General features: G+C 61.9%; 26 protein-coding genes and 1 tRNA gene. All 27 read left to right on the top strand.

From position 1 onward, the window contains the following. Positions 1–55: 55 nt before the first annotated feature. The 27 genes from WOB96_RS01850 to dnaB all read left to right on the top strand — a co-directional run bounded on the left by WOB96_RS01850 (position 56) and on the right by dnaB (position 20,268). Positions 56–1,393, top strand: a complete 1,338-nt coding sequence (locus tag WOB96_RS01850; RefSeq protein WP_341369560.1) for an NAD(P)/FAD-dependent oxidoreductase — start codon at positions 56–58, stop codon at positions 1,391–1,393. Between the two features lie 111 nt (positions 1,394–1,504). Then, positions 1,505–1,771 carry an FmdB family zinc ribbon protein gene (locus tag WOB96_RS01845; protein WP_341369559.1) on the top strand — a complete coding sequence of 89 codons (267 nt, stop codon included), beginning with the start codon at positions 1,505–1,507 and terminating at the stop codon, positions 1,769–1,771. Positions 1,772–1,882: 111 nt separating this feature from the next. After that, positions 1,883–3,685 carry an aspartate--tRNA ligase gene (gene aspS, locus WOB96_RS01840; RefSeq protein WP_341369558.1) on the top strand — a complete coding sequence of 601 codons (1,803 nt, stop codon included), beginning with the start codon at positions 1,883–1,885 and terminating at the stop codon, positions 3,683–3,685. A gap of 104 nt (positions 3,686–3,789) precedes the next feature. Continuing rightward, positions 3,790–4,887: a quinolinate synthase NadA gene (nadA, locus tag WOB96_RS01835; RefSeq protein WP_341369557.1), complete on the top strand. Its 1,098-nt coding sequence runs from the start codon at positions 3,790–3,792 to the stop codon at positions 4,885–4,887. A gap of 18 nt (positions 4,888–4,905) precedes the next feature. Beyond that, positions 4,906–5,541 carry a lysophospholipid acyltransferase family protein gene (locus tag WOB96_RS01830; RefSeq protein ID WP_341369556.1) on the top strand — a complete coding sequence of 212 codons (636 nt, stop codon included), beginning with the start codon at positions 4,906–4,908 and terminating at the stop codon, positions 5,539–5,541. Between the two features lie 68 nt (positions 5,542–5,609). Then, the gene (locus WOB96_RS01825; RefSeq protein ID WP_341369555.1) at positions 5,610–6,365 is read left to right on the top strand and encodes a YebC/PmpR family DNA-binding transcriptional regulator; all 756 of its coding nucleotides are present in this window, start codon (positions 5,610–5,612) and stop codon (positions 6,363–6,365) included. Positions 6,366–6,375: 10 nt separating this feature from the next. Beyond that, positions 6,376–6,948: a crossover junction endodeoxyribonuclease RuvC gene (ruvC, locus tag WOB96_RS01820; RefSeq protein ID WP_341369554.1), complete on the top strand. Its 573-nt coding sequence runs from the start codon at positions 6,376–6,378 to the stop codon at positions 6,946–6,948. After that, positions 6,945–7,535, top strand: coding sequence for a Holliday junction branch migration protein RuvA (gene ruvA / locus WOB96_RS01815; protein ID WP_341369553.1), 591 nt, complete (start codon positions 6,945–6,947; stop codon positions 7,533–7,535). Before ruvC ends, ruvA begins: the two co-directional genes overlap by 4 nt. 31 nt (positions 7,536–7,566) lie before the next feature. Beyond that, positions 7,567–8,613: a Holliday junction branch migration DNA helicase RuvB gene (ruvB, locus tag WOB96_RS01810; protein ID WP_341369552.1), complete on the top strand. Its 1,047-nt coding sequence runs from the start codon at positions 7,567–7,569 to the stop codon at positions 8,611–8,613. Next, complete coding sequence (gene ybgC / locus WOB96_RS01805) at positions 8,606–9,040, top strand: tol-pal system-associated acyl-CoA thioesterase (RefSeq protein WP_341369551.1); 435 nt, start codon at positions 8,606–8,608, stop codon at positions 9,038–9,040. Before ruvB ends, ybgC begins: the two co-directional genes overlap by 8 nt. Next, positions 9,037–9,750, top strand: a complete 714-nt coding sequence (tolQ, locus tag WOB96_RS01800) for a protein TolQ (RefSeq protein WP_341369550.1) — start codon at positions 9,037–9,039, stop codon at positions 9,748–9,750. Before ybgC ends, tolQ begins: the two co-directional genes overlap by 4 nt. Next, positions 9,747–10,151 carry a protein TolR gene (tolR, locus tag WOB96_RS01795; protein WP_341369549.1) on the top strand — a complete coding sequence of 135 codons (405 nt, stop codon included), beginning with the start codon at positions 9,747–9,749 and terminating at the stop codon, positions 10,149–10,151. Before tolQ ends, tolR begins: the two co-directional genes overlap by 4 nt. Before the next feature lie 11 nt (positions 10,152–10,162). Continuing rightward, positions 10,163–11,014: a cell envelope integrity protein TolA gene (gene tolA / locus WOB96_RS01790; RefSeq protein ID WP_341369548.1), complete on the top strand. Its 852-nt coding sequence runs from the start codon at positions 10,163–10,165 to the stop codon at positions 11,012–11,014. Continuing rightward, positions 11,007–12,281, top strand: coding sequence for a Tol-Pal system beta propeller repeat protein TolB (gene tolB, locus WOB96_RS01785; RefSeq protein ID WP_341369547.1), 1,275 nt, complete (start codon positions 11,007–11,009; stop codon positions 12,279–12,281). The genes tolA and tolB overlap by 8 nt, the downstream gene beginning before the upstream one ends. A gap of 89 nt (positions 12,282–12,370) precedes the next feature. Next, a complete protein-coding gene (gene pal / locus WOB96_RS01780; protein ID WP_341369546.1) occupies positions 12,371–12,928 on the top strand; it encodes a peptidoglycan-associated lipoprotein Pal in 558 nt (185 codons plus the stop codon). A gap of 2 nt (positions 12,929–12,930) precedes the next feature. Continuing rightward, a complete protein-coding gene (gene ybgF, locus WOB96_RS01775; RefSeq protein ID WP_341369545.1) occupies positions 12,931–13,782 on the top strand; it encodes a tol-pal system protein YbgF in 852 nt (283 codons plus the stop codon). Between the two features lie 2 nt (positions 13,783–13,784). After that, positions 13,785–14,429, top strand: coding sequence for a 7-carboxy-7-deazaguanine synthase QueE (gene queE, locus WOB96_RS01770; RefSeq protein ID WP_341369544.1), 645 nt, complete (start codon positions 13,785–13,787; stop codon positions 14,427–14,429). Position 14,430: 1 nt separating this feature from the next. Further along, complete coding sequence (gene queC / locus WOB96_RS01765; protein ID WP_341369543.1) at positions 14,431–15,120, top strand: 7-cyano-7-deazaguanine synthase QueC; 690 nt, start codon at positions 14,431–14,433, stop codon at positions 15,118–15,120. 57 nt (positions 15,121–15,177) lie between these two features. Next, a tRNA-Lys gene (locus WOB96_RS01760) sits at positions 15,178–15,253 on the top strand. A gap of 267 nt (positions 15,254–15,520) precedes the next feature. After that, entirely contained in the window at positions 15,521–15,805 is a 285-nt protein-coding gene (locus WOB96_RS01755; protein ID WP_341369542.1) for a hypothetical protein, read from the top strand. Further along, entirely contained in the window at positions 15,802–16,203 is a 402-nt protein-coding gene (locus tag WOB96_RS01750; protein ID WP_341369541.1) for a type II toxin-antitoxin system VapC family toxin, read from the top strand. The genes WOB96_RS01755 and WOB96_RS01750 overlap by 4 nt, the downstream gene beginning before the upstream one ends. 170 nt (positions 16,204–16,373) lie before the next feature. Beyond that, the gene (rpsF, locus tag WOB96_RS01745) at positions 16,374–16,763 is read left to right on the top strand and encodes a 30S ribosomal protein S6 (RefSeq protein WP_341369540.1); all 390 of its coding nucleotides are present in this window, start codon (positions 16,374–16,376) and stop codon (positions 16,761–16,763) included. Positions 16,764–16,768: 5 nt separating this feature from the next. Continuing rightward, a complete protein-coding gene (priB, locus tag WOB96_RS14435; protein ID WP_423229712.1) occupies positions 16,769–17,098 on the top strand; it encodes a primosomal replication protein N in 330 nt (109 codons plus the stop codon). Positions 17,099–17,107: 9 nt separating this feature from the next. Continuing rightward, positions 17,108–17,371 carry a 30S ribosomal protein S18 gene (gene rpsR, locus WOB96_RS01735; protein WP_341369538.1) on the top strand — a complete coding sequence of 88 codons (264 nt, stop codon included), beginning with the start codon at positions 17,108–17,110 and terminating at the stop codon, positions 17,369–17,371. Between the two features lie 41 nt (positions 17,372–17,412). After that, the gene (locus tag WOB96_RS01730; protein WP_341369537.1) at positions 17,413–18,327 is read left to right on the top strand and encodes a DUF2232 domain-containing protein; all 915 of its coding nucleotides are present in this window, start codon (positions 17,413–17,415) and stop codon (positions 18,325–18,327) included. A gap of 64 nt (positions 18,328–18,391) precedes the next feature. Next, complete coding sequence (gene rplI, locus WOB96_RS01725) at positions 18,392–18,838, top strand: 50S ribosomal protein L9 (protein ID WP_341369536.1); 447 nt, start codon at positions 18,392–18,394, stop codon at positions 18,836–18,838. A gap of 53 nt (positions 18,839–18,891) precedes the next feature. Continuing rightward, positions 18,892–20,268, top strand: coding sequence for a replicative DNA helicase (gene dnaB / locus WOB96_RS01720; RefSeq protein ID WP_341369535.1), 1,377 nt, complete (start codon positions 18,892–18,894; stop codon positions 20,266–20,268). Positions 20,269–20,285 lie beyond the last annotated feature (17 nt).

Here is a 20,285-nt window from a genome sequence, read left to right as displayed (position 1 = left end):
GGTGCATATGCTCAAAGATCCAGTCATTTTGAAATCCAATTAGCGAGAGAGACGCATGGCACATATCATAATTCTGGGCGCCGGCACGGGTGGCATGCCGGCTGCCTATGAGCTTCGGGCACTGCTCGACAAGCAGCATCAGGTCACTGTCATCAATGCCTCGGAAACCTTTCAGTTCGTACCCAGCAATCCCTGGGTGGCGCTGGGCTGGCGCGAGCGCCAGGAGACCACTTTTCCAATCCGTCCATACCTGGAGCGCAAGGGCATTGGATTCATTGCCAGTGCCGCGACCCGGATCGATGCCGCGGCCAGTCGCATCGAACTCGCCAATGGCGAATCGCTGGCCTATGACTATCTCGTCATAACCACCGGGCCGAAACTGGCCTTCGACCTCATTGAGGGCGCCGGTCCGCATGGTGGTCATACCCATTCGGTTTGCACCGTGGAACATTCCGAGAAGGCCTATGCCGACTATGGGCGATTCCTGCAGGATCCCGGCCCCGTGGTGGTTGGCGCCTTCCAGGGCGCGAGTTGCTTCGGGCCCGGCTACGAATATGCCATGGCCCTGGAAACCGATCTGCGCCGGCGCAAGCTGCGTGATCGGGTGCCGATGACCTTCGTCACCTCGGAGCCCTATATCGGCCACATGGGGCTGGGCGGCGTGGGCGATTCCAAGGGCCTGCTGGAATCCGAACTGCGCAATCGGCACATCAAGTGGATCACGAATGCGCGTGTCAACAAGGTGGAAGCGGGCAGGATGTTCGTGGAGGAATGCAATGACCATGGCGAAACGGTCCGCGAACATGTGCTGGACTTCAAGTTTTCCATGATGTTGCCACCATTCCGGGGCGTGGACGTGGTGGCCCAGGTCGAGGGCCTGTGCAACCCGGGCGGCTTTGTCCTCGTCGACGAACACCAGCGCAGCCAGGCCTACCCCAACATCTTCTCGGCCGGCGTCTGCATCGCCATCCCACCCGTGGAACAGACGCCCGTGCCGCTCGGCACCCCCAAGACGGGTTACATGATCGAATCCATGGTCACCGCCATTGCCCATAACATCCACGATGAGCTGGCCGGGCGCAAGGCCCACGCAATCGGTACCTGGAGCACCATCTGCCTCGCCGATCTCGGGGATACCGGCGCGGCATTCGTGGCCATTCCACAGATCCCGCCGCGTAATGTCACCTGGGCAAAGAAGGGCAAGTGGGTGCATCTGGCCAAGGTTGCCTTCGAAAAATATTTCATGCGCAAGATGAAGACCGGTTCCTCCGAGCCGGTCTATGAGAAATACATGCTCAAGGCTCTCTGCATCGAGCGGCTCAAGAATGTACCGGCACCGGCCATGGCGTCGACTGTCGATGAGGAGGATACCGCCAAGGAAACTGGCGCATGATGCTTTGCTGCAGGGGCATGCGAGGAACTGTCACCCGATCGTCCCGCACCTTGAAATTCCGCCGCAAACCCCTTATTTATATCAGCGGTGACTAATGATTGGAGGACTGAAATGCCTACTTATGATTATGCCTGTGCCGCCTGCGGTCATCAGTTTTCCGCCAAGCAGAAAATGAGCGATGCCCGGCTGGTGGACTGCCCCGAGTGCGCCAAACCGAACCTCGAGCGCGTGATTGGTGCCGCCGGCTTTGCCCTGAAAGGCAGCGGCTGGTATCAGACCGACTTCAAGGGCGGCAGCAAACCCGCGGAAAGCGCCGCGCCCGCCTGTGGCATGGGTGCCTGTGGGGCTGGCGCCTGCGCCGGCGGCGAGGCAGCCTGATCCATTTCCCATGCGGTGGCCATCCTGCCGCATGGGGGCTGTCTTGCGTCCCTCCCTATAAACTCCTATATTTCCTCTCTTTCATCGCCAGCGTCGGATGCAAGGGAGCTTATGCGCAGTCATTATTGTGGACAGATCAACGAAAGCCATCTGGAGCAGAATGTCACGCTCTGTGGCTGGGCCCATCGGCGGCGTGATCACGGTGGCGTGATCTTCATCGACCTGCGCGACCGGACCGGCCTGATGCAGGTGGTGATCGATCCCGATGCGCAGGCGGCCTTTGCCGTTGCCGAGCAGGTGCGTGGCGAGTACGTCCTCAGGATCAGCGGCCGGGTGCGCCGCCGGCCAGCCGGCACCGAGAATCCCAATCTTCCCACCGGCGCCGTCGAACTTGCGGTAAGGGATCTCGAAATCCTGAGCGTGGCCGAAACTCCGCCTTTCCCGCTGGAAGGGGAGGAGATCCAGGAAAACCTGCGCCTGAAGTACCGCTATCTCGACCTGCGCCGCGCGCCCATGCAGCAGAACCTGCTGCTGCGTCACAAGGTCACGCGCTTCGTGCGCAATTATCTCGATGAACAGGGTTTCATCGATGTCGAGACCCCGGTGCTGACCCGCAGCACGCCCGAGGGCGCGCGCGACTACCTGGTGCCCTCGCGCACCTATCCGGGCCAGTTCTTTGCGCTGCCGCAGAGCCCGCAGCTTTTCAAGCAGTTGCTGATGGTGGCGGGCTTCGACCGCTACTACCAGATCACCAAATGCTTCCGTGACGAGGACCTGCGCGCCGATCGCCAGCCCGAGTTCACCCAGATCGATCTGGAGACCTCCTTCCTCGATGAGGAAGGCATCATGCAGATCACCGAGGACATGATCCGGGGCGTGTTCAAGGCCACGATCGATGTCGAGCTGCCCAATCCCTTCCCGCGCATGACCTACGCTGAGTCGGTCGGGCGCTTCGGTCTGGACCGGCCCGACCTGCGCATCCCGCTGGAATTCACAGAGCTGACTGATCTCATGCGCGAGGTCGATTTCAAGGTCTTCAGCGGCCCGGCGCAGAATGGTGGTCGCGTGGCCTGCCTGCGGGTGCCCGGTGGCGCCGAGCTTTCGCGTGGCCAGATCGACGAATATACCCAGTTCGTCGCCATCTATGGCGCCAAGGGCCTGGCCTGGGTCAAGGTCAATGCCATGGAGCAGGGTCGCGAGGGTCTGCAATCCCCCATTCTCAAGTTCCTGCCGGATGGCGTGATCGACGAGATCCTGCGCCGCAGCGGCGCGCAGAACGGCGACATTCTCTTTTTTGGCGCCGACAAGACCCGCATCGTCAACGAATCTCTGGGTTACCTGCGCGTGAAGCTCGGTCAGGATCGCGGTCTCGTGCTGTCCGAGTGGCAGCCGGTCTGGGTCACCGATTTCCCGATGTTCGAGTTCGATGAAGAGGCCAATCGCTGGGTGGCCCTGCATCATCCCTTCACCTCGCCCAAGCCCGAGCATCTGGACCTGCTTGACACGCTGCCAGGCCTGGTGCTCTCGCGCGCCTATGACATGGTGCTCAATGGCAGCGAGATCGGCGGCGGCTCGATCCGCATCCATCGCACCGATGTGCAGAAGCGGGTGTTTGCGGCCCTTGGCATCGATGCGGCTGAGGCGGAAGAGAAATTCGGCTTCCTGCTCGACGCGCTCAAGTTCGGCGCGCCGCCACATGGTGGGCTGGCCTTCGGCCTGGACCGTCTGGTGATGCTGCTGGCCGGTGCCGACAGCATCCGCGATGTGATCGCCTTCCCCAAGACCCAGAAGGCGGGTGATCCGATGACCGAAGCGCCATCCATGGTGGCCGACAAGCAGTTGCGCGAACTGGGCATTCGCCTGCGCCAGAACCCGGCCGCGGCCACGCCAGAAGGCAGTGTCCAGGCGCCCTGATTGACCATCTGCAACTGTTGCAAAAACCAGCTCCCAGCGAACCGGGAAGCCATATAAGTGGTCTAAATCTGGATAAACACCGAATCCTCTGAGGAGATTGCTGCATGGCGACAAGCGCAGTTTCACTGGACAAGCTTCGCCCGGCCAGGCCGGAAGATCTCGACGCCCGCATTCGTGCCGCCAAGGAGAAGCTCGGCAAGCGGGCCATCATCCTCGGTCATCACTATCAGCGCGAGGAGGTGTATCGCCACGCCGACGTGCACGGTGACTCGCTGATGCTCTCGCGCGAGGCGGCCCAGCAGGATGCCGAATTCATCGTCTTCTGTGGCGTGCACTTCATGGCCGAGGTGGCCGACATCATGAGCCGTCCCGAGCAGGTCAGCATCCTCCCGGATCTCGCCGCGGGTTGTTCCATGGCTGACATGGCCGACATCGCCAAAGTGGAGCAGGCCTGGCGCGAACTCGGTCAGGTGCTCGATCCCGACGAGTCCGTCACTCCGGTGACCTACATCAATTCCGCGGCGGATCTCAAGGCCTTCTGCGGCGAACATGGCGGCATCGTCTGCACCTCCAGCAACGCCACCAAGATCCTCAAGTGGGCCTTTGACCGGCGCGAGAAGGTGCTGTTCTTTCCGGACCAGCATCTGGGTCGCTGGACCGGGTATCAGCTTGGCGTGCCGCTGGAAGACATGGCGATCTGGGATCCGGATCAGCCCATGGGCGGCCTCAGCCCGGAAGAGATCCGCAAGGCGCGGGTGCTGCTCTGGAAAGGCTTCTGCTCGGTGCATCAGATGTTCCAGCCGGGACATATCGACCGCTGGCGCGCGGCGAATCCGGACGGCTTCGTGATCTCGCATCCGGAATCGAGCTTCGAGGTTTGTTTGAAATCCGATTTCGTCGGCTCCACCGACTTCATCATCCGCACCATCAAGGGTGCCGAGCCCGGCACCAAATGGCTGGTGGGCACGGAGCTGAACCTGGTCAGCCGGCTGGCCGAAGAAGTGAAGCCCGAGGGCAAGCAGGTGGAATTCATGTCGCCCATGGTGTGCATGTGTTCGACCATGTTCCGCATCGACCCCGAGCATCTGGCCTGGGCCCTGGAAAACCTGGTCGAAGGTAAGGTGGTCAACCAGATCAAGGTGCCCGCTGATGAGGCCGAGCTGGCGCGCGTGGCACTCCAGCGCATGCTGGACCTTTCCTGAGGCCTTCCGGGCTATTGCATGCAGCGCCTGCCTGACCATGCCGAACAGTGGCCAGGCTGGGCGCATGTCCTGCACGGCATCATTCGCGGCTATGGCCAGCACTGGCAGCGGGCACATTGGGACTGCTCGACCGTACCCGCCCAAGGGCCGGCGATTCTGGTCTGCAATCATGTCTCGGTGCTCGATCCCCTGCTGCTGATTGCCAGCAACTTTCGCATCATCTCATTCATCATTGCCCGCGAGTATTATGAGCAGCCGGTGCTGCGCCCCTTTCTGGACGCCGTGGGCTGCATTCCGGCAAGGCGTGATGGCAGTGATCGCAAGGTCATCGTCAGGGCGCGGCAGGTGCTGAAAGAAGGTCGGGTGTTGGGCATCTTTCCCGAAGGTGGCATTGGCCGTGGGCCACAAGCCATGCAGGAGGGCGTGGCCTGGCTGGTGCAGCAGACCGGTGCGCCCGTGGTGCCGGCGCGGGTGACGAATGCCGCCCAACGCAGCTCGGACATCCGCACCTTTCTGAGCCGCCAGAAACCATATCTGCGCTATGGCGAGCCGCTGGAGCTGGATGCGGATCTGCCCCGGGACGAAATCCTGCAGCGGATCATTGCCAGCATCGAGTCCCTGGCTGACGCCCGGCGGCCTGGATGTTATGATTAGCGATTATCTTTCCAGAGAACCGGCAGTCCCGACTGCCGGTTCCGTTCAAGAATAGCAGGAGCCTTCCCATGGCGGGACACAGTAAATGGGCGAACATCAAGTTCAAGAAAGCCGCGGTTGACGCCAAGCGCGGCAAGATCTTCACCAAGCTGATCAAGGAAATCACCGTGGCCGCCCGCATCGGCGGCGGTGATCCGGCCAGCAATGCGCGCCTTCGCACAGCCATCGACAAGGCCTTTGACAACAACATGGCCAAGGACAATGTCGAGCGCGCCATCAAGCGCGGCACCGGTGAACTCGAAGGCGTGAATTACGAGGAGGTCAGCTACGAGGGCTATGGTCCGGGTGGCGTGGCGATCTTCGTCGAGACCCTGACCGACAACAAGGTGCGAACCGTGGCCGAGATCCGCCATATCTTCTCCAAGCGTGGCGGCAACATGGGCCAGGAAGGCTCGGTAGGCTATCTCTTCAAAAAGCGCGGGCTGCTCGCCTTCGACAGCACCGCTGTGGATGAGGACAAACTCCTGGAGGCCGCACTCGAAGCCGGAGCCGAAGACGTGCAGACCGAGGATGAGCGCTTCGTGGTGTATACCGATCCGGCCGAGTTCCAGGCCGTCAAGGATGCCCTGGAAGCGGCTGGCATGAAGCCCGAGCAGGCCGAAATCACTCGCATCCCGGAAACCACGGCAGCGGTGAGTGGCGAGGATGCCGAAAAGCTCCTGAAACTGCTCGACGCGCTGGAAGACAATGACGACGTGCAGAACGTCTATTCCAACGAAGAAATTTCCGACGAGGAAATGGAACGATTGCAGGCAGCGGGTTAGGCAGGTCAGCGTGAGAGGTCGGCGCGCCAGCAACTTTGTCCTGCCGACAGGTTCCGCGGCAGTCGCGCCGCTGACGCCCGTTTCCGGACGGCTGCGGATTCTCGGCATCGATCCGGGCTCGGTGTTCACCGGTTTTGGCGTCATCGATCTGCTGGGCGCGCAGCCCCGCTATGTGACCAGCGGCTGCATCCGGCTTGGCAGAACGGCCAGTTTTACCGAGCGCCTGCGCACCCTCTTCGTGGAAATGACGAGCATTCTGGAGCAGTTCAAGCCAGACGAAGCGGCCATCGAGCGGGTGTTTCTGGCACGCAACCCGGATTCTGCGCTGAAGCTCGGGCAGGCTCGCGGTGCGGCCATAGTGGCGGTGCTCAACCAGTCGCTTGCCGTGCACGAGTACTCCGCCTTGCAGATCAAGCAGGCGACCGTGGGGCGGGGACATGCCCAGAAAGAGCAGGTACAACATATGGTACAGGTGCTTTTGAATCTGCCGGGCCGGCCTCAGGCCGATGCCGCCGATGCCCTGGCCTGCGCACTGTGCCATGCCCATACCGGCTACACCCTGCAGCGGATGACCGGCCGATGATCTCGCAGCTACGCGGTACCGTCCTCAGCCAACGACCCCCCTGGCTGGAACTCGATGTCCAGGGGGTGGCCTATGAGCTGGAATTGCCCCTGTCGGCCTTTTACGAGATGCCCGCCATTGGCGAGCAATATCGCGTCTTTACGCATCTGGTGGTGCGCGAGGACGCGCATCTGCTATATGGGTTTGGCTCGGATGCCGAACGCAATCTCTTTCGGACCCTGCTGAAGGTCAGCGGGGTGGGGGGCAAGGTGGCGCTCGCCTGCCTCTCGGCCTTTACCGTGGCGCAACTGACGCATGCCATTCAGGCCGAGGATGCCGTGCGGCTGGCGACCATCCCCGGCATCGGGCGCAAGACTGCTCAGCGCATGGTGCTGGAACTGCGCGACAAGCTCGGCGTGGTCCTGCCCGGTGATCTTTCCATTTCTCTGCCCGGACAGGCCGCCAGCCATCGCGATGAAGCCATCTCCGCCCTGCTGGCCCTGGGTTACAAGCCTGCCGAGGCAAGCGCCGTATTACAGAAGCTGCCGGATGATCTCAGTACCGAGCAATACATCCGGCAGGCCCTACAAGGACTGGTAAAGGGGTGATCCCGCATCACTCCTGAGAGGTGTTGTGATCATGATTGAAACCGATCGACTGGTGGATGCCCGCGCCGGCAACCAGGAAACCCTGGATGTCATCGACCGTGCCCTGCGGCCCAAGCGTCTGGCTGACTATGAGGGCCAACCCAAGGCCCGCGAGACCATGCAGGTCTTCATCGATGCCGCCCGGGGGCGCGCCGAGGCGCTGGATCACGTGCTGCTCTTTGGCCCGCCCGGCTTGGGCAAGACCACGCTGGCGCAGATCATTGCCAACGAGATGGGCGTGGGCATCAAGGTGACCTCCGGCCCGGTGCTGGAGCGCGCCGGGGATCTCGCGGCCCTGCTGACCAATCTCCAACCCCACGACGTGCTCTTCATCGACGAGATTCACCGCCTGAGTCCGGTGGTGGAAGAGGTGCTCTATCCGGCGATGGAGGACTATCAGCTGGATATCATGATCGGGGAGGGGCCGGCGGCCCGTTCCATCAAGCTGGACCTGCCGCCCTTCACCCTGGTGGGTGCGACCACCCGCGCGGGCCTGCTGACCTCGCCGCTGCGCGACCGCTTTGGTATCACGGCACGGCTGGAATTCTATAATGTCGCCGATCTCACCCATATCGTCAGCCGTTCGGCACGCATACTCAATCTCGCCATCGAGCCCGAGGGCGCGACCGAGGTGGCCCGGCGCGCGCGCGGCACGCCGCGTATCGCCAATCGCCTGTTACGACGGGTGCGCGATTTTGCCCAGGTGCGCGCCAATGGCGTCATTACCCAGCCGGTGGCCCAGGATGCCCTGGCCATGCTGGAGGTGGACGAACGCGGTTTCGATCATCAGGACCGGCGCATGCTGCAGGCCCTGGTCGAGAAGTTCGATGGCGGCCCGGTGGGGGTGGACAGCCTCGCGGCCGCATTGGGCGAGGAGCGCGGCACCATCGAGGACGTGATCGAGCCCTATCTGATCCAGCAGGGATATATCATGCGCACGCCGCGCGGCCGTTGCGCCACGCGCCAGACCTATACGTTGTTTGGACTGCCCCAGCCGCAGCAGTCCGCCACCGCCGCCACTGATCTCTTTGATGCCTGACTGCACGCAGCACCACATCCGGGTCTATTACGAGGACACCGATCACGGTGGCGTGGTCTATCATGCCAATTATCTGCGTTTCATGGAGCGGGCGCGCACCGAGATGCTGCGCTGCATGGGGTTTGAGCTGGATGCCCTGGAGCGCGATCCGGGTATCATCTTCGCGGTAAGGCGCGCCTCGCTGGACTTTCGCGCGCCGGCTCGTTTCAATGACCACCTGCGCATTGAAAGCAGATTGCAGGCCGTGACTGGCGCCCGGCTCCAGTTTGAGCAGGGCATATTTGTCGATGACCGCCTGCTCTGCAAGGGGGATATCGAGGTGGTCTGCCTGGAGTCGGGGCGCTTTCGCCCAACCGCCCTGCCACGGGTGCTGGTCGAGGCGGCACATATTTATCTGTCCTCATCAAAGGAAAGAAAGTCCGTATGAATGATCTTGCCGCGCTCACCGCTGCCGCGCCCGGGCAATTATCCATCCTGCATCTGATCACTCAGGCCAGCTGGACGGTGAAGGGGGTCCTGGCCCTGCTTCTGCTGGCCTCCCTGGCATCCTGGACCATGATCTTCTGGAAGTGGGCGCGGATGCGCTTTGCCCAGCGGGCCTTGCACCGTTTCGAGGACCGTTTCTGGCGCGAGAGTGATCTGCGCCAGCTCTACCAGGACAGTTCCGCCGACCCGGAACTGGAACAGGGCAGCGGGGCAATCTTCCGGGCGGGGTACAAGGAATTCATGCGCCTGCGCCAGCAGGTCGGAACCAAGGCCCAGGACGCGCTCGATGCCTCGCGCCGGGCCATGCGCGTGGCACTGATGCGCGAGGTCGAAGGGCTGGAGAGTCATCTCGCCTTTCTGGCCACGGTCGGTTCGATCAGCCCCTTCATTGGCCTGTTTGGCACGGTGTGGGGCATCATGCATGCCTTCACCAACATCGGCGCGGCCCAGCAGGCCACGCTCGCCACCGTGGCGCCGGCCATCGCCGAGGCCCTGATCGCTACCGCCGCAGGACTCTTCGCCGCCATTCCGGCTGCCGTCGCCTACAACTATTTCACGCATGATCTGGACCGCCTGAACGCCCGCTACGAGGCCTTCCTGGAGGAGTTCTCGAACATCCTCAACCGCCATATCCAGGAACGCCAGCTATGAAGCGTCGGCGCCTGATGTCGGAAATCAACGTCGTGCCTTATGTCGACGTGATGCTGGTGCTGCTCGTTATCTTCATGGTGGCAGCGCCCCTGCTGACCCAGGGCGTGGAGGTAAAGCTGCCCAGTAGCGCTGCCAGCCCGGTGAGCACGGACAGAAAGCCCCTGGTGGTGACGGTTGACGCTGGCGGCAAGGTCTATCTGCAGGACGAAACGGTCAGCCTGGACAGGCTTTTGCAAGCGGTGAGCACGGCCAGGCAGGATCAGCCCGATCTGCAGGTCCTGGTGCGTGGTGACCGGGATGCCAATTATGGTCGGGTCATCGAGATCATGGCGCGCCTGCAGGCAGCGGGTATTCAGGACGTGGGACTGCTGACCGAGAGTCCCGAGCCCGCAAGTTCATAGGGAGGCAAGGCATGGTCAAGGTGTTGGCTCTGATTGCGGCAATCGCACTGCATGCGCTGATCATACTGGCGCTGCTGTTCGGGGTGCGTCTGCCCAAACCCGAGCCTGCACCCGCGCCACCCGTGCAGGCGCGTCTGGTCAGCCCCGTGGAGCCTTCGAGCCCGCCGGCAGCGGTTCCGACGCCACCGGAACCCACCCCGGCGGCTCCCCAGCCAGCGCCGCAACCGCCCAGGCCGGAGCCGGCTCCTAAACCCACACCTGAGCCTACTCCGCCCAGTCCCGCGCCCAGGCCAGCACCGAAGCCGGCGGAAAAGCCCGCGCCCAAACCGGCGCCGAAGCCGGTCGAAAAACCAGCAGCAAAGCCTGCCAAACCGGACGACAGTGTTGCCCGCCAACGCGCCTTGCAGGCCGAACTGGCTGAAAAGGCGCATGCCGAGCAGGCCCGCCAGAAGGCTGAACGCGAGCGTGCGGAAAGGCTGCGCGCGCAGATGGCCGCGGATGAACTGCGCCAGCGACTGGCCCGGGAAACCGCTGCCAGTGCGCCGGCACCTCGCCCGGCCGAGGACGCGTCCGCGCTTATCAGTAGATACAAGGGTGAAATCCGGGACCGCGTGCGCCGTTACTGGAGTTCGGATGCGCTGCGGCCCGGTTTGAGCACGGCCGTGCGGGTGCGCCTGGATACCAAGGGCAACGTGCTGACCGTTAGCACGGTGCGTTCCAGCGGCAACCGTGACTTTGATCAGGCCGTCGAGGCGGCTGTCATGCGCGCCTCACCCTTGCCGATTCCCAACCGTCCGGATCTCTATCAGGAATTCCGGGAAATCGATTTCACCTTCAGCGCCAAGGACTTTGACAATGCTTGAACGCTTCTTCGCTTTGCTCCTGAGCGGCCTGTCGCTTGCCCTTTACCTGCCCGCGGCACAGGCTGCGCTGTCGATCGACATCACCCAGACGGTCAAGAATGGCAAATCCGTCGCCGTGGTCCCCTTCGGCAATGACAATGGGCCAGGCAACAGCATTTCCGAGGTCATACGGGCTGATCTCGGGCGCAGTGGCATTTTCCGCATCATGGACAGGGCTGCCCTGCCGGCGCAGCCGGACCAGCCTTCGGAGGTCAATCTGGGCACCTGGAAGAGTGTCGGCGCGGAAGGGCTGGTGATTGGCCAGGTGCAGCGTGCGGGTGGCAATATAACGGTATCGTTCTATCTCTATACACCAAACGATGGCCGTCAGCTCGCAGCCCAGCGATTTACCGTGCCGGCAAACGAGTGGCGTGCTGTGGCGCACCGGATCGCGGACGTCATCTATGAACGGCTCACGGGCGAGCCCGGCGCATTCTTCACAAGGCTTGCCTATGTCACGCAGACCGGCAAGACCTACCGTCTGAACGTGTCGGACTCCGATGGCGCCAACCCGCAGGTGGTGGTCAGCAGCCGTCAGCCCCTGATGTCGCCGGCCTGGTCGCCCGATGGCCGCAAACTTGCCTATGTCTCATTTGAGTCCGGGCGTTCCGCCGTCTTCCTGCAGGATCTTGTCACCGGCAAGCGCGAGCGCCTGGCTTTCTTCAGCGGCATCAACAGCGCGCCGGCCTTCTCGCCGGATGGTCGCTATCTTGCCATGAGCCTCTCGAAGACCGGCAATCCGGAAATCCATGTCATGGATCTTGGCAGCCGCAGCCTGCGCCAGGTCACCCGGAATCCTGCCATCGACACCGAGCCGAGCTGGTCGCCTGATGGTCGCTACATCGTCTTTACCTCTGATCGCAGTGGCACGCCGCAGCTCTACCGCGTCAGTGCCACCGGTGGTGATGAACGGCGCCTGACCTTCAGCGGAAGCTACAATGGTTCTGCCAGCTACGCGCCGCGTGGTGGCGTGATCGCCTTCGTCCACCGGGCGGGCGGGGTTTATTCCCTGGCTCGCATCAATGATGATGGCACTGGCATGCAGACCCTGGACCGTGCCGCCAACAATGAGTCGCCGAGCTTCTCGCCCAATGGCCGCATGATTCTTTATGCTACCCTGCGTGGTGGCAGGCAGGTGCTGGCGGCAACCAGTGTCGATGGCCAGGTCAAGCAGCTCATCCAGGTGCCGCGGGAGGATATCCGGGAACCGGCCTGGTCGCCGCGCTGAGGGTGGAACCCGGCCGAAGCTGCCGCTAGAATTTCGTTTTTCCCATTCGCAAATACAGGAAGTTAAATATGGGTCGCTTGTCCAATAAAATGAATGCTGGTCTTGTGCTTGGATTTGTGGTCGCTCTGCTCGCGGGTTGCGCCACCAAGGGGGGCAATGTAACCAAGCCCGGCGCGCCGGTGACGGATCAGAATACCGCTGCCACCCAGTCCGGGGTACAAACCAGTGGTATGCAGCCCGGCTCCGTGGCGAGCGTGGACCTGACCGGCCAGCAGGCCGGCGGGCTGAGCGCGGCCGATCAGAGCGGCATGCCCCAGGAAATGCGGGTGCACTTCGCGCTGGACAGCGATACGCTCGACGAGTCCAATCAGGCCATCGTGCGGGCCCATGCCAGCTACATGGCGGCAAATCCGGCGTTACGGGTACGCCTCGAAGGCAATACCGATGAGCGTGGCACCCGGTCCTATAATCTTGCGCTTGGCGAGCGCCGGGCGCTTGGGGTGCGCAACCTGCTCATGGCCAATGGCGTTGCCGCCGACCGGATCGAAGTGATCAGTTTTGGCGCGGAAAAACCGCTGGTCAATGGCCACGATGAAATGGCCTGGGCCGAGAATCGCCGCGTCGACTTCATCTACGCCAGGCCATGATCATGATGCAGCGCAAAATCCGTCCGCTGCTTGGGTCTCTGATTCTCGGGGCCCTGCTGACGCAGGCCGTACCCGCCCAGGCCCTGTCCCAGAGTGAGCGTATCTACCAGCTGGAGCAGCAGAATCAGGTGATCCGGGCGCAGCTTGAGAGCCTGATTGCCGTTCAGGCCGCTAGCGGCAGCAAGGGCCAGGCGCTGGAGAATCTGGTATCCCAGATGCAGTCCCTGCAGCAGCAGATCCGCGATCTGCAGGGCCAGATCGAAGTGCAACAACATCAGGCAGGCGAGGCCCGGGATCTGCTCGGCAAACGTCTGGACGCGGTGGAAAGGCGCTTGCAATTGCTGGAAGATCGGGCAGCCTCACCAGCCACGCCGATGAGTGGCGCGGTCGATCCGACCACGACAATCCCGCCCGCCGTGGCACCGGCCCCTGTCGTATCCGCTTCGGGGTCAGCATCATCTGGCAATGCCAGTGAGACCAGCGCCTATGATGCCGCATTCAACCTCCTGAAACAGGGCAAGTACGCGGCTGCCGTCGATGGCTTCAAGGCCTTCATCCAGCGCTATCCGACCAGTCCACAACTGGCCAATGCCTATTATTGGCAGGGCGAGGCCGAATATGTCCTGGGTCGTACGGATGCCTCCTTGCGTACGCTTGAAATCGTCGCCACGCGTTTTCCGAACAGTCCCAAGGCGGCTGATGCCCTGTACCGGCGCGCGGCCATTCACGCGGAGGCCAAACGCTGGCCCCAGGCCAGAACGCTCTATCAGCAGGTGATCAGCAAATACCCGGCAAGCGGGGTGGCGACCCAGGCCAAGCAAAAGCTTGCCGCCATTCCCAAGAGTGCGAAATAGGCATGTCCCAGGCCCTGCGCATCACGGAGATCTTTCACAGCCTGCAGGGTGAAACCCGCAGCGTGGGGCGACCTGCCACCTTCGTGCGCCTGACCGGTTGCCCGCTACGCTGTCAGTATTGCGATACGGCCTATGCCTTCCATGGCGGCGAATGGATGGAGCAGGCAGCCATCCTCGCGCAGGTAGAGGCCTTTGGTGCGCAACTGGTGGTGGTTACAGGCGGTGAGCCCCTGGCCCAGCAAGGGGTTCACGACTTGTTGACGGCGCTGTGCGATGCCGGCCATGAAGTCTTTCTGGAGACCAGCGGGGCCCTGGATGTCAGTGCTGTCGATCCCCGCGTGGTCAAGGTGCTGGATCTGAAGTCACCGGGCTCCGGCGAAGCCAGGCGCAATTTCTGGGCCAATCTGGATTGCATTTCACCCCAGGACCAGATCAAGATGGTAGTCTGCAGCCGGGACGATTACGAGTGGGCGAGGGAAATGCTGGAGCAGCACCAGCTTGCCGCGCGCTGCGAGGTCTTGCTCTCGCCCTCACATGGGCAGGTCAGTCCCACCGAGCTTGCCAACTGGATCCTTGCCGACCGCCTGCCGGTACGCATGCAGATACAGTTGCACAAGCTGCTCTGGGGCGATGTGCCGGGACACTGACATGACAAACCAAGCCACAGCCGTCGTGCTGCTCTCAGGTGGACTGGACTCCGCCACCACGCTGGCCCTGGCGCAACGTGACGGATTCGTCTGCCATGCCATTGCCTTCGATTATGGCCAGCGGCACCGCTTCGAACTGGAAGCCGCAGCCCGTGTGGCGCAACAGCAGCAGGCCGCTTCCTTTCGTCTCATGGCGATCAATCTCGCCGCTTTCGGGCATTCCGCACTGACTGATACAGCCATTGCCGTGCCGGAAGGGGAGAGTGGGGCCGGCATTCCGGTCACCTACGTGCCCGCCCGCAATACGGTGTTTCTCTCCCTGGCGCTGGCATTTGCCGAGACCCTTGGCGCCAATGACATCTTCATCGGCGTGAACAGCCAGGATTACTCCGGCTACCCGGACTGCCGCCCGGATTTCATCCAGGCCTTTGAACGTCTGGCGCGTTTGGCCACCAGGGCGGGCGTGGAGGGCGCGGCCATGCGCATCCATGCGCCCCTGCAATACCAGAGCAAGGCCGAGATCATCCGCCTGGGCAGCAGTCTGGGCGTGGACTATGGCCTGACCCGATCCTGCTATCAACTCGATGAGCGGGGCAGGGCCTGTGGCCTGTGCGACTCCTGCCGCCTGCGCGCGGCGGGTTTCGCCGCCGTCGGCATTCCCGATCCGACCCCCTACCAGGACAGACCCTGAAGCCCTGTCTATTGACAAAGCCACTGGCGGATAAGGATAATTCGCCTCTTTCCAGAAGGGCCGGTAGCTCAGTCGGTAGAGCAGCGGACTTTTAATCCGTTGGTCGTGAGTTCGAGTCTCACCCGGCCCACCAGTAAAATCAAAGGCTTAGCCAGTATTCGGGCTGGGCCTTTTGTTTGGTTGACAATCCCCCGGAAAATAGCAGTGATTAAAAGTAGAATTTTCTCATGCTGTACCCGAGGAGGTTCTACATGAATAGGCCGCGATTCACCGCGATCCAGGACGCGGGCCATGCAGGATCGCAGGCGCTGCTGGACATTTGAGTGAATGAACCCAGTTGACCTGCCGGAGGGATTTCTGGCATCTGTCTATGCAAAAGTGCGATCATCGGAGTGAAGGTTTGTTGCCGGTATTCAACTATACCGGAAATGGTCAGCTCAGCTTGGCCGAGGAGACAATGATGCAGGTCAAACGTGAAGTGTTGGAGATCAAGGACCGCAAGTTGACGATTGATCTGCCAGAATCTTTTGTCAATCATCGGGTGGAAGTCCTGGTGGTGACTCTGGATGATGCGGAGCCGGCCAGGCGGCACCGTCGGCCGCCGCCCCAATTCGCTGGCAAGGTGCGGGAAACGGGAGACGTCATGTCCTCCGTACCTGCTGCAGACTGGGGCTTGGCAGAATGATTGTGCTGGATACCCATATCTGGCACTGGTGGATCAATCAGATCCCGGACAAGCTGACGCCCGGTACGCTGGCCCTGATCGAGGAAGCCGATGAGCTTGGAGTCTCGGCGATCTCCTGCTTTGAGATGGCCTGGCTGGCCCGGCATGGTCGTATTGATCTCGGGATGCCTTTTGAAGATTGGTTGCGACAGGTGGAGGAGGCGGATGTAGTCCTCTTCCTGCCAGTCACTCCATGGATCAGTGCGCGGGCCGTGGCCTTGCCCGTGCATCATAAGGATCCACAGGATCGCCTGATAATTGCCAGCGCCCTTCATTATGAAGCCCGCCTGCTGAGTTTTGACGCCCAGTTTCCGCTTTATCAGGAGTTGGACAATTATTTGATTACAAAGAACCTGTGACAACTAGCTCAAATCTTGTTGTGAGATAAGTTGACACCCAACCATCTCACGCCCTTGGCGAATCGCCAGCCCGGTATCTTGCATTTCCCTCCCAATGCAGTACACTGCTTCGGCTTTATCCCTCCTTGCTCCAGTTGTGTCTGGGGCTTTACATCCGAAAGGAGCTTGACTTGAAACATTATGAAATCATTTTTCTGGTCCACCCTGACCAGAGCGAGCAGGTCCCCCAGATGGTTGACCGTTACCGCGGCACGATCGAGTCCGCCAGCGGCCAGATCCATCGCCTGGAAGACTGGGGTCGCCGTCAGCTCGCATATCCCATCGCCAAGGTTCACAAGGCACATTACGTGCTGATGAATATTGAATGTGACCATCCCACCCTGCAGGAACTCGAGCACGCCTTCCGCTTCAACGATGCAGTGCTGCGTCACCTGATCGTGAGTCGTGATGAGGCAGTGACCGTGCCGTCTCCTCTCAGCCGCGAAGGGAATCAGGACGCCGACGCCAGTCAGGAACGCCGTGCGCCGGCGGCTGATGATGGCGACGAGGCCGCCGAGTAGGCAACTTGGCCCAGGATGGGCTAAATATCAATGAAGTTAGGCTGGGTGGCATTGTCATCCAGGTAGATGCAGTCCGCCGAACGCCCGCCGGCTTGCCGGTTCATGGCTTCGTCCTCGACCACCAGTCCGAGCTGCGCGAAGCCGGGATGAAGCGCCGCGCAAGCTGTCGAATCCGGGTCGTGGCGATTGGCCTGCCGGTGGCGGAAATTGCGCTCATCGATACCGGTGCGGGTTTGCTGGTGAGTGGTTTCATTGCCCGTGATCGTAGCGAGCGCGAAAATCGCCTCATCCTGCATGCCCGGCAAATCGAGGCGGCTGCAAGTGAAATCTTTTAGGAGAAAGTCATGAAGAAGCGTACACAGGGTCCCAAGAAAGACGGTGACAGAAAGGGTGGTTTTTTCCGCCGCAAGAAGTTCTGCCGCTTCACGGCCGAGAAGGTCAAGGAAATCGACTACAAGGATATCCGCACATTGCAGGCCTTTATCGGTGAAACCGGAAAGATCGTGCCCAGCCGCATAACCGGCACCAGTGCCCGCTATCAGCGTCAGCTGGCGACGGCCATCAAGCGCGCACGCTTCCTGGCCCTGTTGCCCTACAGCATCAGCTAATCCGGTCCGGCGCTGCTCGGTCGGCTACTCTGGTAACTGCCATGGAAAAGTGGTCAGGCCGCTTTGCCGGGTTTCTGCTCCGTAGCCGCTGGCATGCGGCAGCCACCCTGGCGGTGATCTTTGCGCTGGCCTGGTTGCTGCCACCCCTGGCCGGCCTGTTTTTTACCCTGTTGGGCGCTGTCATCGTCTTGATCGTTCTGCAGGTCGGAACCAGACCCAGCCTGGAGGCAGCGGTGCTTGCGGCCGCAGCGCTTGCGCTGATGACCTGGAGCCCGGCTGTTTCGGCAGCCTTCATGCTGGCTTGGCTGCCAGCCTGGATCATCGGTGAGGTGCTGCGGCGCAGTGAGAGCCTGGCAGCGGTCAGCTGGGCATTGCTGGGGCTTTCGCTGCTGGTCGTATCCATGGCCGTTTATGCGGTGCCGGGCGATGCCGTGAATTACTGGCAGGGTGTGCTGGGCGACGCGCTGAAGCAGGTCGGTGCGAATGGGCAGTCCGCCATCACCCAGGACATGCTTCGGGAGTTGTCGGGGTTCTTCCCGGGTTTGCTGGCCTGTCTGGCGCTTGCGGGCTGGGTGATCTCCCTGTTTCTGGGGCGATATCTGCAGGGTGTGTTCCTGGAGCAGCCGCAACTGGTGCCAGGAACGGGGTTTCGGGGCTGGGATCTGCCGCTGGCTTTCCTGGTCCTGCTGCCGCTGAGCATGCTGCTTGGCTGGCTGGCCTCGGGAAACCTGGCCGTGCTGATGCAGGACCTAACACTGGTGCTTGGCTTTTTCTTCGTGTTCCAGGGACTGGCTGTCGTACATGCCTGGGTACACGTCAGGCAATGGCCCTGGCAGGTACTGCCGGCCATTTATTTCATGCTGATCCTGCTTGCGCAAACCGCCATCCTCGTCAGCGGCTTGGGTATTGCAGACAAGGTGCTGAATCTGCGGCAGAGGATGCAGGGCGGGTCCTGATGAATGGTCAGGCTCGCCGCTTCGAGTTGATAAGGTTTTGCGCTTCTAGAGTAAGGAGAACGAAATGCAAGTGATTCTGTTGGAAAAGGTAAAAAATCTGGGCAATCTGGGTGATGTCGTTGCTGTTGCCCCGGGATATGGTCGCAACTTTCTGATTCCCCAGCGCAAGGCGGTTCCGGCCACCCAGAGGAATCTGGAAGACTTCGCCGCCCGTCGCGCCGAACTGGAAGCACGTCAGGCCGAAATCCTGGCCGAGGCCCAGGCCCGCGCCGAGCGCATGGAAGGCACGACTGTCGAGGTGTCTCGTCAGGCTGGCGAGGGTGGACGCCTGTTTGGTTCCGTGGGCACCCTGGACATCGCCGAAGCCCTGGCGGCTGCCGGTCATCCGGTGGATCGTTCGGCGGTGCGTCTGCCGGAAGGTGCTCTCAAGAGTCTTGGCGAACGCAGTGTCGAGATTCAGTTGCACGGCGATGTCGTGGTAACGGTCACGGTCAACGTGGTAGCCGCCTAGGTAGCATCATGCCGGGTCCGCTCGCGGGCCCGGCTTCATTCGGAGTGCCAGTCTTGGATCCGGATTACTCATCCGAAATCTCTCTCAAGTTGCCGCCCCATGCCATCGAGGCGGAGCAGGCGGTCCTCGGTAGTGTCCTGCTGGACAATACCGCCTGGGATCGTGTTGTCGAACATATCCAGGAATCCGATCTTTACCGCAAGGAACACCGGCTGATCTTCAGCGGCATGGAGCGCATGCTGGCGGAAGGCCATCCTGTGGACGTGCTGACGCTCAGCCAGTGGCTGGAGGGCAATGGCACCCTGGAAAGCGTGGGGGGCCTGGCCTACCTTGCCACCCTGGCCAATGAAACGCCGACTGCGGTGAATGTGCAGGCCTATGCCCGCATCGTGCGGGATCGTGCGATATCGCGCAGCCTGATTGCGGTTGGTGGACGGATCAGCGAACTGGCCTACCAGCCGGAGGGCCGTCCCGCCACGGCGCTGATCGACGAGGCTGAACGCATGGTCTTCGAGATCGCCGAATCGCAGGCGCGCAAGACCCAGGGGTGGCGCTCACTGAACGTGCTGCTCACGGAAGTGGTCGATCACATCGAGACCATGTCCCGGGAGAACCGCAAGATCACCGGCTTGCCCACCGGCTTCATTGACCTGGACGACCGCACTTCGGGCCTGCAGAATTCCGATCTGATCATCATTGCCGGGCGTCCCAGCATGGGCAAGACCTCATTTGCGATGAACATCGCCGAACACGTCGCGGTGGTCGAGAAGCTGCCGGTAGCGGTGTTCAGCATGGAAATGCCGGGCAACCAGATCACCTTGCGCTTGCTGTCCTCGCGGGGACGCATCGATCAGCACAAGGTGCGCACCGGCCAGCTTGGTGTGGATGACTGGCCGCGACTGGCGCATACCATGGGCGAGTTGTCGGAAGCCCCGCTGTTCGTGGACGACATGCCGGCCCTGAGCCCCACCGAGCTGCGTGCCAAGGCACGGCGGCTCAAGCGCGAGCATGGCCTATCCTTGATCGTGGTGGACTATCTGCAGCTCATGCAGGTGCCGGGCAGGAGTGACAACCGCACCCTGGAAATCTCCGAGATCTCGCGCAATCTCAAGGCCTTGGCCAAGGAACTCAATGTGCCGGTGATCGCCCTGTCGCAGCTCAACCGTGGTCTTGAAAACCGCACCGACAAGCGCCCGATGATGGCGGATCTGCGCGAGTCCGGCGCCATCGAGCAGGATGCCGACCTGATCATGTTCATCTACCGCGACGAGGTCTACCACAAGGACAAGGAAGACAACAAGGGCATGGCCGAGATCATCATCGGCAAGCACCGCAATGGTCCGACCGGCATCGTGCGCATGACCTTCCTGGGTGAATATACGCGCTTCGAAAATTACGCCGGGCCGGAGTTCGACTCCGCCTACGGCTAGGCGCCGGCACGTCCGCA

The sequence above is a fragment of the Thermithiobacillus plumbiphilus genome (genome assembly GCF_038070005.1).
Taxonomy (GTDB): domain Bacteria; phylum Pseudomonadota; class Gammaproteobacteria; order Acidithiobacillales; family Thermithiobacillaceae; genus JBBPCO01.
The sequence above is the reverse complement of the archived record's forward strand: the minus strand, read 5'-3'. Positions and strand labels throughout refer to the sequence as shown.

Excerpts from the sequence above, each read along its gene's own strand:
- WOB96_RS01850 (WP_341369560.1), top strand. The coding sequence starts at position 56 with ATGGCACATATCATAATTCTGGGCGCCGGCACGGGTGGCATGCCGGCT.
- WOB96_RS01845 (WP_341369559.1), top strand. The coding sequence starts at position 1,505 with ATGCCTACTTATGATTATGCCTGTGCCGCCTGCGGTCATCAGTTTTCC.
- aspS (WP_341369558.1), top strand. The coding sequence starts at position 1,883 with ATGCGCAGTCATTATTGTGGACAGATCAACGAAAGCCATCTGGAGCAG.
- nadA (WP_341369557.1), top strand. The coding sequence starts at position 3,790 with ATGGCGACAAGCGCAGTTTCACTGGACAAGCTTCGCCCGGCCAGGCCG.
- WOB96_RS01830 (WP_341369556.1), top strand. The coding sequence starts at position 4,906 with ATGCAGCGCCTGCCTGACCATGCCGAACAGTGGCCAGGCTGGGCGCAT.
- WOB96_RS01825 (WP_341369555.1), top strand. The coding sequence starts at position 5,610 with ATGGCGGGACACAGTAAATGGGCGAACATCAAGTTCAAGAAAGCCGCG.
- ruvA (WP_341369553.1), top strand. The coding sequence starts at position 6,945 with ATGATCTCGCAGCTACGCGGTACCGTCCTCAGCCAACGACCCCCCTGG.
- ruvB (WP_341369552.1), top strand. The coding sequence starts at position 7,567 with ATGATTGAAACCGATCGACTGGTGGATGCCCGCGCCGGCAACCAGGAA.
- ybgC (WP_341369551.1), top strand. The coding sequence starts at position 8,606 with ATGCCTGACTGCACGCAGCACCACATCCGGGTCTATTACGAGGACACC.
- tolQ (WP_341369550.1), top strand. The coding sequence starts at position 9,037 with ATGAATGATCTTGCCGCGCTCACCGCTGCCGCGCCCGGGCAATTATCC.
- tolR (WP_341369549.1), top strand. The coding sequence starts at position 9,747 with ATGAAGCGTCGGCGCCTGATGTCGGAAATCAACGTCGTGCCTTATGTC.
- tolA (WP_341369548.1), top strand. The coding sequence starts at position 10,163 with ATGGTCAAGGTGTTGGCTCTGATTGCGGCAATCGCACTGCATGCGCTG.
- tolB (WP_341369547.1), top strand. The coding sequence starts at position 11,007 with ATGCTTGAACGCTTCTTCGCTTTGCTCCTGAGCGGCCTGTCGCTTGCC.
- pal (WP_341369546.1), top strand. The coding sequence starts at position 12,371 with ATGAATGCTGGTCTTGTGCTTGGATTTGTGGTCGCTCTGCTCGCGGGT.
- ybgF (WP_341369545.1), top strand. The coding sequence starts at position 12,931 with ATGATGCAGCGCAAAATCCGTCCGCTGCTTGGGTCTCTGATTCTCGGG.
- queE (WP_341369544.1), top strand. The coding sequence starts at position 13,785 with ATGTCCCAGGCCCTGCGCATCACGGAGATCTTTCACAGCCTGCAGGGT.
- queC (WP_341369543.1), top strand. The coding sequence starts at position 14,431 with ATGACAAACCAAGCCACAGCCGTCGTGCTGCTCTCAGGTGGACTGGAC.
- WOB96_RS01750 (WP_341369541.1), top strand. The coding sequence starts at position 15,802 with ATGATTGTGCTGGATACCCATATCTGGCACTGGTGGATCAATCAGATC.
- rpsR (WP_341369538.1), top strand. The coding sequence starts at position 17,108 with ATGAAGAAGCGTACACAGGGTCCCAAGAAAGACGGTGACAGAAAGGGT.
- WOB96_RS01730 (WP_341369537.1), top strand. The coding sequence starts at position 17,413 with ATGGAAAAGTGGTCAGGCCGCTTTGCCGGGTTTCTGCTCCGTAGCCGC.
- rplI (WP_341369536.1), top strand. The coding sequence starts at position 18,392 with ATGCAAGTGATTCTGTTGGAAAAGGTAAAAAATCTGGGCAATCTGGGT.